The 14,235-nt window shown below is 73.5% G+C and carries 5 protein-coding genes; all 5 read right to left on the reverse strand.

Annotated features, from left to right (window positions below; all coding sequences use genetic code 11):
- Positions 1-58: 58 nt before the first annotated feature.
- The 5 genes from AB0C87_RS25590 to AB0C87_RS25610 all read right to left on the reverse strand — a co-directional run bounded on the left by AB0C87_RS25590 (position 59) and on the right by AB0C87_RS25610 (position 14,223).
- Complete coding sequence (locus AB0C87_RS25590) at positions 59-3,199, reverse strand: family 78 glycoside hydrolase catalytic domain (protein ID WP_360579881.1); 3,141 nt, start codon at positions 3,197-3,199, stop codon at positions 59-61.
- Positions 3,196-5,238 carry a trehalase family glycosidase gene (locus AB0C87_RS25595; protein ID WP_360579883.1) on the reverse strand — a complete coding sequence of 681 codons (2,043 nt, stop codon included), beginning with the start codon at positions 5,236-5,238 and terminating at the stop codon, positions 3,196-3,198. The genes AB0C87_RS25590 and AB0C87_RS25595 overlap by 4 nt, the downstream gene beginning before the upstream one ends.
- Positions 5,239-5,330: 92 nt before the next feature.
- The gene (locus AB0C87_RS25600) at positions 5,331-8,285 is read right to left on the reverse strand and encodes a glycosyl hydrolase (protein WP_360579885.1); all 2,955 of its coding nucleotides are present in this window, start codon (positions 8,283-8,285) and stop codon (positions 5,331-5,333) included.
- A complete protein-coding gene (locus tag AB0C87_RS25605; protein WP_360579886.1) occupies positions 8,282-11,473 on the reverse strand; it encodes a family 78 glycoside hydrolase catalytic domain in 3,192 nt (1,063 codons plus the stop codon). Before AB0C87_RS25605 ends, AB0C87_RS25600 begins: the two co-directional genes overlap by 4 nt.
- A gap of 11 nt (positions 11,474-11,484) precedes the next feature.
- Positions 11,485-14,223, reverse strand: coding sequence for a family 78 glycoside hydrolase catalytic domain (locus tag AB0C87_RS25610; RefSeq protein WP_353833034.1), 2,739 nt, complete (start codon positions 14,221-14,223; stop codon positions 11,485-11,487).
- Positions 14,224-14,235 lie beyond the last annotated feature (12 nt).

The following is a 14,235-nucleotide window of genomic DNA, read 5'->3' on the forward strand; positions in this document are numbered from 1 at the left end:
GGGGGAAAGGCGGGGCGCCGGTCCGGTGGGCGCCGGTCCGCGCCCACCGGACGGTGCGTCAGGGGGCGGTGCCGTGGAAGGTGTGGGTGCCGGAGCCGACCACGGCGGGCTCGGCGGTTCCGGGGACGTGCACCCGCGCGGTGCTGCCCGCCGGGACCGTGACCCGGAGGGTGACCTTGCCGTCCTCCAGCGTCCAGGAGGAGCGGACCTCGCCGTACGGCGTCCGCCGGGTGGCGGAGGCGCTGGTGAGGTCGCCCACCACGGCCGGGGCGATGACCAGGTCGCGGTACCCGGCGGAGCCGGGCGCCTGCCCGATGCCGGCGAGCCGGCCGGAGAACCAGGAGTCGATCGCGCCGAGCATGAAGTGGTTCTGCGACTGGCCGGCGCCGCCGTCCCACGACTCGCCCAGGGCGGTGTTGCCGTGGGCGACCTGGTACCCGTAGCTCGGACTGTCCGTCTGCGTCGCGACCTTGTAGATGACGTCGTCGGGCAGGACGCGGAACGCCGACGGCAGCGAGATCTCGCCGAGCAGCAGGTGGTACCCGGCGTTCCGGACACTGGCCACCAGGTGGTCCAGCAGCCGCCGGCGCTGGTCGGCGGGCACGGCGCCCATGTCCAGCGCGATGGCCTCGGCGCCCTGGCCGCCGCCCCCGAAGGTGCCGGTCGCGGGGTCGTAGAGCTTGTCCGACAGGGCCTTGGCGCTCCTGTCGGCCTTGGCCCGGTAGGCGGCGGCGCCGGCCTCGTCGCCGAGCGCGCCGGCGATCCGGGACATGGTGTCGGCGATCCGCCACCACCCGTACGTCCCCGAGACGACCTTCGGGAACGTGCGGTCGGGGGTGAACCAGTCGCCCAGGGTGTAGTCGGTCAGCCCGTCGGAGACGCGGCCCTCGATGTACGCGGCGTACCGCTTCATCGCGCCGTAGTACGTCCGCATGGTCTCGGTGTCGCCGTAGTTCAGGTAGAGCTGCCAGGGGACGGCGACGAACGCGCCGCCCCAGTTGGAGTCGTCCCTGTAGGTGCCCGGCAGGACCGTGTAGTCCGGGACCGTGGACGGGACGAGCCCGGCCTCGGTCTGCGCGTCCGCCATGTCCTGGACGATCTTGCGGAGCTGGGCGTGCACGTCGTAGTTGGCGGCGAGCGCGTCGCCGACGAGGTGGTCCTGCTCCAGCCAGCCGAGCTTCTCCCGGCTCGGGCAGTCGGTGAGGACGCTCATCATGTTCCCCTCGATGGCCCGGCGGATCAGCCCGTGGATGCCGTTGAGGAGGTCGTTGGACGAGCTGAACGAGCCCGCGGAGTCGTTGTCGGCGCGCAGCACCTGGCCCCGGACGGAGATCGTCGCGCCTTCGGGCAGGCCGCGCACCTCCAGGTAGCGGAAGCCGTGGTAGGAGAACCGCGGATGCCACGTCTCGGAATCCGCGGTGCGCGTGGTGTACTCGTCCCACAGCGGCGCCCCGACGTTGCTGGCCGACTGGAACGCGCGGCCGTCCTTGAGGCTCTCGGACGGCAGGATCCGCACGGACGTCCCGGCCGGGGCCTGGACGGTGACCTCCGGACGGCCCGCGATGTTGCGGCCGACGTCGAAGACCCGGTAGCCGTCGCCTGCCCCGATCTGCCGTCCCTCCAGCGTCTCGGCGACACGGACGGGTTCGGCGACCCGCCCGCTCAGCGCGCCGGGCGCCGTGACGGGCACGGCCGCCTCCCAGCCGGAGCGGGACGCGCCCGGCCTGTCCCAGCCGGGCCGCTCGCGGCGGGCGTCGTGGTCCTCGCCTCCGTACCAGTTGGAGAACGTGACGGGTCCGAGGACGGTCTTCCACGTGCCGTCGCTGGCCACCCGCACGACGCGGCCGTCGGCGAGGGTGACCTCCAGCTGGGCCATCAGCTTGGGGTCGCTGATCGTCCCGCTGAACTTGCGGTAGCGGTCGGGCGTGGAGATCACGTTGGCGATGCCGTTGCCCAGCTCGACGCCGAGCGTGTTCCCGCCGGAGCGCAGCATCCTCGTGACGTCGTACGTCGCGTACTGGACGCGCTCGGCGTACGCGGTGTTGGCCGGCTCCAGTTCGGCGTCGCCGACGCGGTGCCCGTTCAGCCGGGCCTCGTAGACACCGAGGCCGGCCACGTAGAGGCGGGCCCGGCGGACGCCGCCGGGCAGCCCGAAGTCCTTCGCGAAGAGTGGCAGCGCCTCGGGGACGGGCGACTCGGGCGGCTCCTGGCCGGTGACCGCCGCCTTCGCCGCGAAGGGCCCCTCGGCCGAGTCGGAGGCGGCGACCGAGAAGTCGACGGGGGCGTACGGGACCTTGCCGCCCTCGACGCCCTGGTCCGTGCGCGGGTAGAGGAGGACCTCGTCGAAGTCCTTGGCCGCCTGGAGGTCCACGGTGAGGGTGAGCGGCTTGTCGGAGACGTCCGCCTTGCCGTAGGCGGAGCTGGACCAGCCGGCGAACTCCTGGTTCGTGGTCTGCGTGCCGTCGGTGAGGTAGCGGGTCCCCCACTTGCGGTTGACGTTGCCGCCGTTGTCGGACGCGGTGACGGTCCTGCCCTTGGCGAGGTTGGTGTCCGGGTCGCCGGAACTGCGCACCTCCAGTTCGGCGAGCTGGAGCCGCCAGGTCCGGTCCGGCAGCTGCTCGACCTTGGGCAGGCCGAGCCTCGTCACGTCCAGCCGGACGTAGCGCGCGGTGGTCTTCGGCAGCTTCACCACGATGGGGGCGGGCTTCTTGCCGGTGACCTGCCAGTCCTTCTGGCCGATCCAGCCGCCCCGCCAGTCGCTCTGGGACGTCAGGCCCGTCTCGAACCAGGACGGCGACGACCAGCCGGAGGGCCGCGGGCCCGTCCAGACGCGGACGCGCCAGTACACCCGGGTCCGGCTGCCGATCGGCTTGCCCGCGTAGTCGGCGCGCTGGCCGGCGGACGCCACCCGGCCGGAGTCCCAGAGGTCGGGGCTTCCCTCCCGCAGGGCCTTCTCGCTCGTGGCGGCCTGGATCCGGTACGCGGTCTGGGTGACGTTCCGCCCGCCCTGGAGCTGCCAGGTCAGCGGCGGCGTCGTGTCGTCGATGCCGAGGGCCTGGCCGAGGTCGGCGGCCTTCAAGCGGGTGACGTGGGCCTCCGCGTCCGCGTGAACCGGGGCGGCCAGGAAGGTCAACGGGAGGGCGACGGTGACCGCGGCGGCCGCCAAGCCGCGCAGTGGCCTGCGCGAGGCGGTGGTCATGCGCGGTCGCTCTGGAGCCGGTGGGACCCGCGCAGCCCCTCGATGTAGACGTACTCGCCGTCGCTGTGGACGCCCTTGGCTCGTGCGCGGGCGCCGTCCCAGACGAGGCGTCCGTCGACGCGGACCTCGACCCGGGCGCCGAACGTCGGCACGCCGGCGCGGCCGACGGTGGTGCCCGGAGCCTTCAGGTGCGCGGAGTAGGTCCCGCCGGAGACCTTCCAGGAGGCGTCGACCGCGCCGACCGGCGTGGTGATCCGGCCTTGCGCGAACGTGAGGTCGGCCGGGTGCGGGACGAAGTCGAACGACCGCCCGCCCGTGCCGGTGGGGTTCAGGCCGAGCACGGAGAACGTGAGGGCCGGGGTCGGGCCCGTCGCCCAGGCGTGCGCGAGGCTGACGTAGGAGCTGCAGAAGACGCACCCGTCCCCCGGGTTGCGGAACGACTCCCAGAAGGTGCTGCCGGTCCCCTCCGGGTGGTTGAGCATGTAGCCCCACTGGCGCCGGATGATGTCCACGCCGGCCTGGTCGGCGGCCTGGCCGCCGGCGGCGAAGTGGGCGTTCACCTCCATGGAGCCGGAGAAGACGCCGGGGTTGCCCTTGTTCTCCGGGGCGGTCGAGGTGATCTCGTTCCAGTTGCCCTTGAGGGACTCGCTGATGCGGCGCGCCTGCCGCCGGTCCGCGAGGCCGTACCAGACGGCGAGGGAGTTGTCCGCCTGCGGGTGGATCGTCGAGTTCGGATAGAACTTGTACGCGCCGGCGGCCTCGTCCCAGAAGTTCGCGTTGATGGCGGTCCGGAGCGCGGCGGCCCGCTCGGCGTAGGACGCGGCCAGGGAGTCGTCGCCCTGCGCCTTGGCGAGCTGCGAGCCGGTGTCGAGGACGCGCCACATCAGCACGTTCGCGATGAGGTTCTCGCCCTTGGCCAGGATCCGGACGGAGTCGGACGTCCCCGTGATGGACACCAGGCCCTTGTCGTCCATCTTCCGGGTGATGAAGTCGACGCCCTTCCGGTACCGGTCCCACACGCCGGACACCCAGCCCGCGTCACCGGTGTAGCGGTAGTAGTCCCAGCTCGCGGCGAGCGTCCACAGGTGGTAGGTGTCCGAGCCGTACTTGTTCAGCTCGGGCCCGGCGTAGGGGAGCTCGCCGGTGTCGCGCTGGTGCTGGTACACGGTGGTGAGCGCGTTGCGGGCGGACTCGGTGTCGTTGAACGCCGCGTAGGCGCTCGGGATCTCGATGCCGAGGTCGCCGGGCCAGACCGTCCGGTCGCGCTTGGCGCCGTCCACGAGGATCGTGTCGCCGACGCCGATGTCGCCGGTGCTGTCCCACAGCGCCGCCGGGGGCTCCCAGACCCGGCCCGTCTTCGGGGAGATCGTGTTGAGCTGGACGGTGTAGGCGCCCGCGTACCAGATGCGGTTGAGCAGGTCGTCGCTCGAATAGAAGTAGTTCGCGTACTTCGACGGGTCCTTCATCGCCGGCGCGGGGGTGAAGGACAGCGACACCTTGTCCAGGTCGACCCGGCCGCCGGAGGACAGGAAGATCGTCAGGTAGCGGAAGCCGCCCCGGAGCAGTTCGGGGGGCGTGGTGTAGGACGTGGCGCCGTCGACGTCCACGGAGAGGGCGCCGTCGCGGCTGCGGGGGCCTCCGGTCGACGCGTCGCTCGTCGTGTCCACGTAGGTGGACGACTCGGAGAACGCGACGCCGACCTTCTGCGGGCCGTCCGACCCGGCGAAGCGCAGCGTGGTGAGTCCGCTGACCTCCTTGCCGAAGTCGAGCGTGACGGACGATCCGGCGCTGGTCAGGCTGGTAGTGCCGCCCTTCAGGACGGCGGCCGGGTCCGCCACGGTGCCGCTGGTCCTGAAGACCGACACCGGGTGGAGCGTCCGCGACGAGGGAGACAGGTTGTAGCGCTGCCACGGGGCCGCGTCGCGGCCCGGCTCGGCGTAGGCGGTGCCGAGCGGGGCCGCCTGGGCGGCGGTGAGGGCGGACAGTCCGAGAGCGACGGCGGCTACGCCGCGACGGCGCCTGGATACGCTGGTGTGCATGGGTTCCTCGCGAATGTGTTCTTAGCGGGACATGGGGTGAGGGGTCCACCGTGCGGGAGGGCGGGCCAACGCCCTCCCGCACGTTCGGCGGTTCAGCGGGTGGGGACCACCGCCTCGCCGTAGGGAACGAGCCTGACCGGCCCGACCAGCCCGTACCTCTGGCGGGACGCGCCGCCGTACACGCCGGGGTCGGAGACGCGGAGCCGGTTGTTCAGCGTCGTGGCGACCTCGACCTCGATCGTGTTGGCGCCCCGGCGCAGCCAGGGGCCGATGTCCACGACCGGGACGATCACGCTGACCGGGAGCCGGTGGCCGTTGACGGTCACGCGGCAGGTGTCGAAGACCTCGCCGAGTTCCAGCACCGCGCCGCCGCCCGTCCAGTCCACGGTGGTGCTGTAGGTGCCGATGCCGGAGACGTCCGCGAGTTCGGGGATGTCCGGCCACGCCTTGAGCCCGTCGAGCTCCAGGTCGTGCCGCTTCACGCCGTCCGGCGTCATGTCCTCCACCTGGAGCCGCCAGGCGGTGAGGGTCCGCGCCTCCGGCACGGCGCCGATCACGGTCTGCACGGTGCGGCCGCCGCGCAGCGTGGTGGAGTAGGTGCCCGCGGCCCTCGCGCGGGCGACCAGGCGCTGCCGGTCGACGCGGAGCTCGGCCTGCGAGGCGGTGGCGGACGGGGCCTCACCGCCGCGCGCCAGAATGATCACGGTGGCCTCGGACGGCTGCAGCGCCACCCGCAGCGTGATCGTGTCGCCCTCCTCGCGGTAGACGGCGACCCGCTCGGTCTCGCCCGTCCACAGGTCCAGCCGGTACGGGACGGCCTCGCGGTCGGACCGGGTGAAGGTGACCTCGTGGTCGATCGCCGCGACCGGCGGCTTGACGGTCTCGGCGTGCTTGCCGTTGCACAGGTAGAAGTAGTCGGCGCGGCCGTCCCGCCGGTGAGCGGTGAGGAGCGTGGACGCCTCCGCGTAGGCGACCGCCGGGCGCAGGCCGAGGTCGGCCAGCGCCCCGGGCACGTCGGCCTCGGCGGCGACGACGCGGACGCGCGGCTGCGCGAACACCTGCGTGAGGACGGCGCGCAGCTGCTCGTTCTCGCCGTCGCGCGCCAGGCCGGGGACGGTCGCGGCCGACCAGTCGCCGAGGAACACCAGCGGCAGGCCCGCCTTCGTCAGCCTGAGCATGGTGCGGGCGGTGCCGAGCGGCAGCGTGCACTCGTTGCCGCCGAAGCGGTCGCCCTCGACGAACACGACCTTGTAGGCGGGGCCGTCGGGGGCGAGCCGCCCGCCGGACACGGTCGCGGACGGCAGGTCGAGCAGCGGCGCGCTGATGAGCTGGTGCGTCCAGCCCAGCGGGACGCCGCTCTTGGTGAACCATCCGGCGCCGATGCCGGTCTTGGTGTAGCCCTTCTGGCGGAACACGGCCACGTCGATGCGGCTCTTGCCGGCCTGCATGGCCAGGTGGACGCGCGCCAGGTAGCCGGCCACGTCGGGGACGTGCCGCCAGGTCGGCTGGCGCGGTCCCCACGACTCGGAGAACCCGATGCCGCCGTTGTAGGGGGTGAAGGCCGCGAAGCCCGGCCACGCCGCCCCCGGCGCGGCGGCGTAGGAGAAGCCGTGCAGGACGGTCTGGTTGAGCCCGGCCGCGTAGGCGCCGCCCATCGTGCGGAGGAACTTGCCCCAGGTGGTGTTGTAGGCGCCGCCCTGGTAGGCCCCCGCCTCGCAGGAGAGGACCTTCCGTCCCCCCATGTCGCGGCCGCCGGCGAGGGCGCGGTAGTCGTCCAGGTTCTTGAACCCGAGCGACTCGCCCTCCGGGACGTCCAGGATCGCGGCGGTGTGGATGGCGTCGGTCTCCAGCCCGTACGGCTGCGCGCGGTACTCCAGCCCGATCGAGTGCGCCCACTTCGCGAGCGCCGCGAAGTGGAACTCGTTGAACAGGTCGGAGACCGTCTGCCAGAAGTCGTGGCGGACGTGGGCGGTGGTCGCCGCGTCGTAGGCGAACTTGGTGTTCTCCTTGAGGCGGACGATCACCGGCAGGTACGGCATGAGGTCGTAGCCGCGGCGGCGCCGGAACTCGGCGGGCAGGTCGGGCGTCCAGTTCAGCGCCGCCGTCTCCAGCTCGATCGAGTCCTCGAACAGCGTCCCGCCCGCCCGCTTGATCAGCTTGCGGATGTCGCGGCTGAGCAGGCGCGCCTCCCAGAACGCGGTGACGGCGCGGGTCCCGGCGCGGCTGAAGTGGTCGACGACGCAGCTGTCCGGGGACGAGTGCGGGCCGGACTCCGGCCGCTGCCCGCTGCCGCGCCGCCAGTAGGAGAACAGCAGCCAGTCGCCGCCCTCCGGGGCCGTCCAGGTGATCCGCTCCCCCGCGACCTTCGAGGTCAGGTCGGTGAACGACGCGGGGTCGAGGCCGGTCTCCTTGCGGGTGGTGTTCGCGGCGGCGGTCCGCACGGCGTGCACGGCGACGAGGTGCCGCCTCGTCACGCCGTCCTCGGGCGCGGTGACCGGCTCGGGGACCGGGCCGTCATGGGTGGCGCCGCCCGCGACGGGCACCGTCCCGTACGCGAGTTCCTGGACGGCGGCCTCGTCGTCCGGCGTGATCGTCGGGACGGCGGCGGGCCAGGCCGGGCCGATCGTCAGGTCGACGGTCACGCCGCGCCGTGCCGCCTGGTCGAGCGCGGCCTCCACGCCGGCGTTCCAGGCCGGGGTGCCCCAGCCGTGGCCCGCCGGGTCCAGGACGGACTTGTCGCGGATGCTGTGGTGCACCGCGACGATCTCCGCGCCGCCGAACCCGGCGTCCGCGATCTGGTCGATCTCGCGCCGGATCTCCGCCGGGTCGACCAGGCCGTCCGGCCACCACCAGCGGAACCGGGGCCGCACCGCCGCGCCGGGGCGGGCGAACCCGCCCGCCGCCGGCCCCGCGGGGAGAGCGGGCGCGGCCTGGGCGGCGGCCTCGCCCCCGAGGACCGGGCCCGCGCCCGCCGCGACGGCGGCCGCGGCGCCGATCTGGAGGGCGCGCCTGCGGGTGAACCCCTGCCCCGTGCGTTCGTCGTTCACTGTCTTCTCCTGATCACTGTGATGCGGCCGGAGCCGACCGGGCCGATGGTGAGGAGCCGGCCGGTGGCGTCCCGGCTCGTGGCGCGGGGGGCGCGGGCATGGGGGCCGGCGACGCCGTACGCGCGCGGGTCGTCGTCGCCGGTCTCGACGACGACGCGGGCGGACGCGCCGGGCGGCACGTCCACGTCCAGGCGGTACCGCTCGGCGCGGTCGAGCGCGACGGAGACGGGGCCGCGGATCGTCGGGACCCGCCCGGAGATCCGGGTCAGGTCGCCGGGGCGCGGCCGGACCTCGATCTCGGCGGCTCCCGGCGCGGTGATCCGCACGCCGAGGACATGGCGCGGGATGACGTTCGCGGGCGCCGAACCCCAGGCGTGCGAGAACGTCATGTTGGGCTTGAGGGACGGGTCCCAGGCCTCGGCCACGATGGTCGCGCCGAGGTCGTCCAGCATGTGCAGCCAGGAGCTCATGCCGCCGGCCGTCATCAGCCCGATCGCGGCTTTGGCCTGGCCGGTGGCGAACAGGGCGTCCAGCAGGAACTGCGCGCCGTAGACGCTGACCTTCATGCCGCCGTCCGCGAGGGTCTGCCCCAAGGCGCGGACGACGGGGTCGGGAACCGTTCCGGGCCCGGCCACGCCGAGCGCGACCGGGAACACGGTGGCGTGCTGCGCGCTGTGGGTGGTGCCAGCTCCATCGACGAACCGTCCGTTGGACGCGTCGAGCAGCTTCTCCCGCATCGCCTTGGCCAGCGTGTCGGCGCGCTCCCGCCAGCTCTTCGCGTCGGCGGTCCTCCCCAGGGCGTCCGCGATGTCGGCCATGGCGGTGAACGCGGCGTACTGGCAGGCGTTCACGACGGTGTTGACGTCGGTGAACACGTAGCCGTCCCGATTGGACGCGGGCCAGTCGACCAGGTCCTGGGTGGGCGAGGCGGGCTTCTTGTGGACGAGCCCGTCCTCGCCGAGGTGGGGCGTCAGATGCTTGGACGCGAGGATGTCGTAGTCCGCGGCGAGCTGCTCCGGGTCACCGGTGTGCAGGTAGTCCTGCCAGGCCGACATGACGCTCATCAGCCGGTACTCGGTCGGCCAGGTGGGGTTGCGGGCCAGGTAGGCGTCGGAGGCGCGGGCCAGCGCGAACGAGCGCTGCACCGCGTACTCGGACGCCTGGTTGATGAGCGCGTCGCCCTCGTAGGGGCCGCGTTCGCGCGTCGGCGTGTCGGTGTAGAGGTCGCCGCGGGTCGCCTCGATCGAGTAGCGGCACAGCTCGTACACGCGGTCGAGGTCGGGGCTGGAGCTGGAGAACGACGCGTCGGAGTCGCGCCAGGCGGCCCGCCAGGCGCGTCCGGTGACGGCCTGCGACAGGTCGAGGTCGTCGTCGCAGACGAGCTGCGCGTAGCGGAACCCTCGGTAGCCCCAGTGCTCGATGGTCTGCTCGCCGTCGCGGAGCGTCCACACCTCCCGGTAGGTGACGCCGGCGCGGAGCGCGTGCCTGACCGTCCCGTCGGCGTTCAGCTCCTCGCCGAGCCGGACCTCGACGGTCTGCCCGGCCTTGCCGCGCACGGACAGGCGCAGACCGCCCGCGATCTCCCGTCCGAGGTCCACGAGCCAGGTGCCGGACGAGACCTTCCGCACGGACGCGGGCCCGGCGTCGTACAGCCCGACCGGTTCGACGAGCGCGGGCTCCAGCCCGCCGATGGCCGCCTTCGCCACCGCCGGCTCCCAGCCGGAGTCGTCGAAGCCGGGGCTCGTCCATCCGGCCGGCTCCTGCCGCATGTCCCAGTACTCCTGGGGGCCGGTGTAGAAGCCGGAGCCGATCGTCCCGGCGTCGCGCAGCAGCCCCGCCTGGCGGCGCGCCTTCCACGCCGGGCCGCTCCCGACGGTGGTGGACGTCCCGTCGGCGTAGGTGACGACGAGCTCGGCGAGGAAGCGCTTGTCCTCCGGGGTGAACGCCAGGGCGGCGAGCGCGTTGCGCCGGCCCGGCTCCAGCGCCTCGGTCACGTCGAAGGAGTGGTACTTCGGCGCTCCGGCCCCGCCCCGCATGGAGGCGAAACCGGCCACCTCGCCGTTGACCCAGATCTTCGCCGGGTACTGGCGGATCGACGCCGGAGACTGGGCGGCGACGTGGAGCACGGCGGCCGCGATCGGCTTGCCCTCCGGGACGAACTCGGTGCGCAGCAGCGCCCAGGAGTCGTCGGGCGACCCGGCCGAGGACAGCGTCGACTGCCCCTTGGCCAGGGTCAGGGCGCCGCCGGCGACCGTGCCGGCGCCGAAGGTGCCGAGGCCGTCGGAGAAGTCCTCGTCGATGATCGCTTCACCGTCCGGGCCGGTGAAGGTGACGCGGTCCCACACGTTGGCCTCGGTGGAGCCGTTGCGCATCCCGACCGTGCCCGTCCGGTACGTGGCGTCGGTCGTGGTGTCGACCTCGGCCCCGTCGACGGACGTCCGGAAGGTGGAGCCCTCCATCTCGACCGCCACGTCGTACCAGCGGCCCGTCTCGACGGGGAACGGCAGGCGCTTCTCCTCCAGCACCTGGTAGGCGCCGTTCACGCAGACGTGCTTCTTCAGGACGCCGGGAGAACCGGCGCGCAGCTGCCACAGGTAGTTGGCGCTCGTCCCGGACGCCCGGAACCAGATGCTCGCCGCGACCGAGGTGATCTGGAGCCGAGCCTTGAGGACGCCGTCGCCGGGCGCCCGCGCGGCCGCCGTCCAGATCGGCTCGGCGGACCACTCGCCGACGCCCGTGGCCAGCAGTGCGGGCTCGGACCAGCGGGACGCCCTGGGCCCGTCGAACGTCCGGACCCGCCACCAGTACGGCGTGCGCGGCGCCAGCGCCGGACCGCCGTACGGCACGGCGACGGACGCCGCCGACGCGGCCTTCCCGCTGTCCCACACGTGCGGGCCGCGCTCCAGGCGGGCCGGCGTGGTGGCGAACTGCACCTGGTAGTGCGTCTGCTTCGTCCCCGGGCCGAGGTCGGCGACCTGCCAGCTCAGCCTCGGCCGGGCGGCCGTGACGCCGAGCCCGTCCGGCAGCAGGGAGGTCAGCAGCCCGGACGGCGTCCGGGCCGCCGGGGCGGCCGGGGACGCCGACGCGGCGCCCCCGGCGGAGCCGAGCACGACCGCGCCCGCCACCCCGGCCGCCGACGCGCCGAGGAAGTCCCGGCGGCTCATCCCGATCCTTGGTCGTTCGGTCATCGCCGGGCTCCTCAGAGGTGGTCGGAACGGAAGGTGAGGTGCCCGGAGCCGGCTTCGAAGACGGCGTAGCCGTCCTTCATGCCGGTGAAGCGGGCGCCGCCCGGCCCGGAGACGTGCACGTCGCCCGCGGCGCGGGCGGGGACGTGGATCTCGGCGCGGACGTTGACGGGGATGTCCGCGTCGAGCGAGAAGCCGCCGCCGGCCCGCTTCCACGTGACGCCGACGTCTCCGCGCTGCAGCGGGACGGTCCCGGACGCGCGGTCCAGCCCGGTCAGCGGCGGCCTGATCCGCACGGCGGCCGAGGCCGGGGCGGTCACGGCGACGCCGAGGAGGGTCCGCTGCACCTCGACCAGCGACGTCGCGCCCCACGGGTGGGAGTGGCTCTGCCCGGTCTCCGGGGCGTCCCACGACTCCCACGTGAAGGTGCCGCCGCGCGCGAGGATGTTGCCCCAGCCCGGTCCCCGCGAGTCGGTGAGGCGGGTGACGACGTCCGCGGGACGGCCGCCGAGCGCCTCCAGCAGCCGGTGCGCGGTCATCGGCCCCATCTGCATGCCGAGCCCGGCGACGTACGACTCGACCTCGGCCCGGCCGTCGGCGGGGGCGACGCCGTAGGCGAGCGCGTAGGCGTTGGCGATCTGCGAGGCGTGCGCGCTCTGGGAGCCGTCGCTCCTCAGTCCGTCGATGTAGACGCCGTCCGGGCGGCGGAGCCTGGCGTTGATGTTGCCGGTGAGCGCGGCGGCGTCCTTGCGCAGCGCCTCCGCGTCGCCGGTCCTGCCGAGCGCGGCGGCGGCGCGGGCGGTGGCGTTCAGGACGTCCACGCCGAGCACGTTGATGACCGTGCGCGCGGCGGTGTCCATGTCGTGGCCGTACCGCATGGTCGCCGGCCAGTCGATGATGCCGTACTTGTAGGCCCCGGAGCCGCCCTCCAGGTTGGTGACCAGGCCCGTCCCCTCCGCGACGTAGCGGCGGACGTAGCCGGCGACCGCGCTCATCACGGGGTACGCGTCCGCGAGCGTGGCCGCGTCGCCGGACTGCTGGTAGTAGTCCCAGACCCAGCCGGGGAACATCTCGGTGTAGTCGGGGATGTCGCGCTTGCCGTCGCCGTTCGGGTAGACGGCGTTGAGGCGCCCGTCCGGCCAGTACCGCGCCTGCGACGCCATGAACTCGCGGATCGCCTGCCGGGTGAGGCGCCGCTCCCCGTAGGCGCCCATCATGGCGATCGAGGTGTCGACCGAGTCGCCGAGGAACTGCCCCTTCTCCCGGGTCGGCGTGTCGAGGAACTGGGACTGCGATCCGTACAGCGCCGACCGCGCCATCAGGTCGTACGCCGCGTTCACTCCCGCGTCCGACGTGCGGAGGCCGCCCTCGCGGGTCACCTCGTTGTGCTGGACGACGGCGGAGACGTCGTCCGCCTCGGCCCCGGAGCCCGGCGCGATCTCCAGGTAGCGGAAGCCGACGTAGGTGAGCGGCCGGAAGGTCTGGTCGCCGTCGCGCTGGGTGTAGCCGTAGCCGAGGTTGGTGTCCTGGTTGTCGCTCTTGGAGCGGGAGACCGTCCCGTCGTCCTTGAGGACGTAGGAGGCGTACATGTCGACGTGCCGGCCGGCGACGCCCTCCCGGAACCGCACCACCGGCACGGCCGGGATCACCTTCCCGAAGTCGGCGACCAGCGCGCCCGAGTCCAGCCGCGTGACCTTCACCGGCCGGACGGTCCGGTACGCGAGCGCGGTCTCCTGGCCGTGCAGGTGCTTGAACCCCGACGCGGGGTGGGCGCCGACGACCACCGGGTCCTGCCACGAGGACGCGTCGAAGCCGGGCTGGTCCCAGCCGGCCTGCACGGCGGTACCGTCGATGTCCTCGACGTAGTCGCCGCCGTCCCCGTTGCGCTTCGGCGCCGTCTTCCAGGGGGCGCGCGTCACCTTCCACGTCCCGTCGGTGACGACGACCTGCCGCGTCCCGTCGGCGTGGTCGATGACCAGCCGGACGAGCAGGCCGGGCTCGCCCTTCGGCCGCCCCTGCCCCGACCCGTACCAGTGGTAGAGCGCGCCGATCGTGGCGGGCCGCCCGGCCTTCACCTTCGAGGTGACGTCGACGGTCTTGTAGAAGCCGTCGTCGGCGTACTCGAAGGCGGGGCCGCGGTCGACGGTCTCGCCGTTCAGGTGCAGCGCGTACTGCTGACCGGCCGCGATGTGCACGCGAGCGCGCACGACCTTCGACTCGCCGACCGTGAAGTCCTTGCGGGCGAGGGTGTAGTCGTCGGCCTCCGCGGTGGTGCGCCGGATCCAGGTGGCCTGCCAGTCCCGGTCGGCGAGCCCGGTGTCGAACGCGGCGGGCCGCGCCCACGGAGAGCGCTTTCCGGAGCCGTCCCAGGTCCGGACGGTCCACGTGTACGACGTCTCCGGCGCGAGGGACGGGCCGGCGTACCTCACGTACTCCTGGCTCCCCGACCGGACGCGGCCGCTGTCCCAGACCGCCGTGCCGGACGGCCCCCGCACGATGATCTCGTAGGCGCTCTGCACCTCCCCGGGGTCGCGGTCGCGGGGCGTCCACCCGAACAGCGGCGCCCCCTCCACGCTCAGCGGGCGCGCCTGGTCACCCACGGTCAGCGCCACGGGGGACTGCGGCGCGTGCCCTGCTCTCAGCGCGGCCTGCGCGGTCCCGGGGAGACCGGCGGCGAGGGTCGCCGCCACGGTGGCGACGGCGAGGGCGACGGCACGGCGTTCGGCATGGCGGGTCTTGTCACGGCGAATCATCTGAAGCAACCT

Origin of the sequence: Actinomadura sp. NPDC048021, assembly GCF_040653135.1 — a bacterium.
Classification (GTDB): Bacteria; Actinomycetota; Actinomycetes; order Streptosporangiales; family Streptosporangiaceae; genus Spirillospora; species Spirillospora verrucosospora.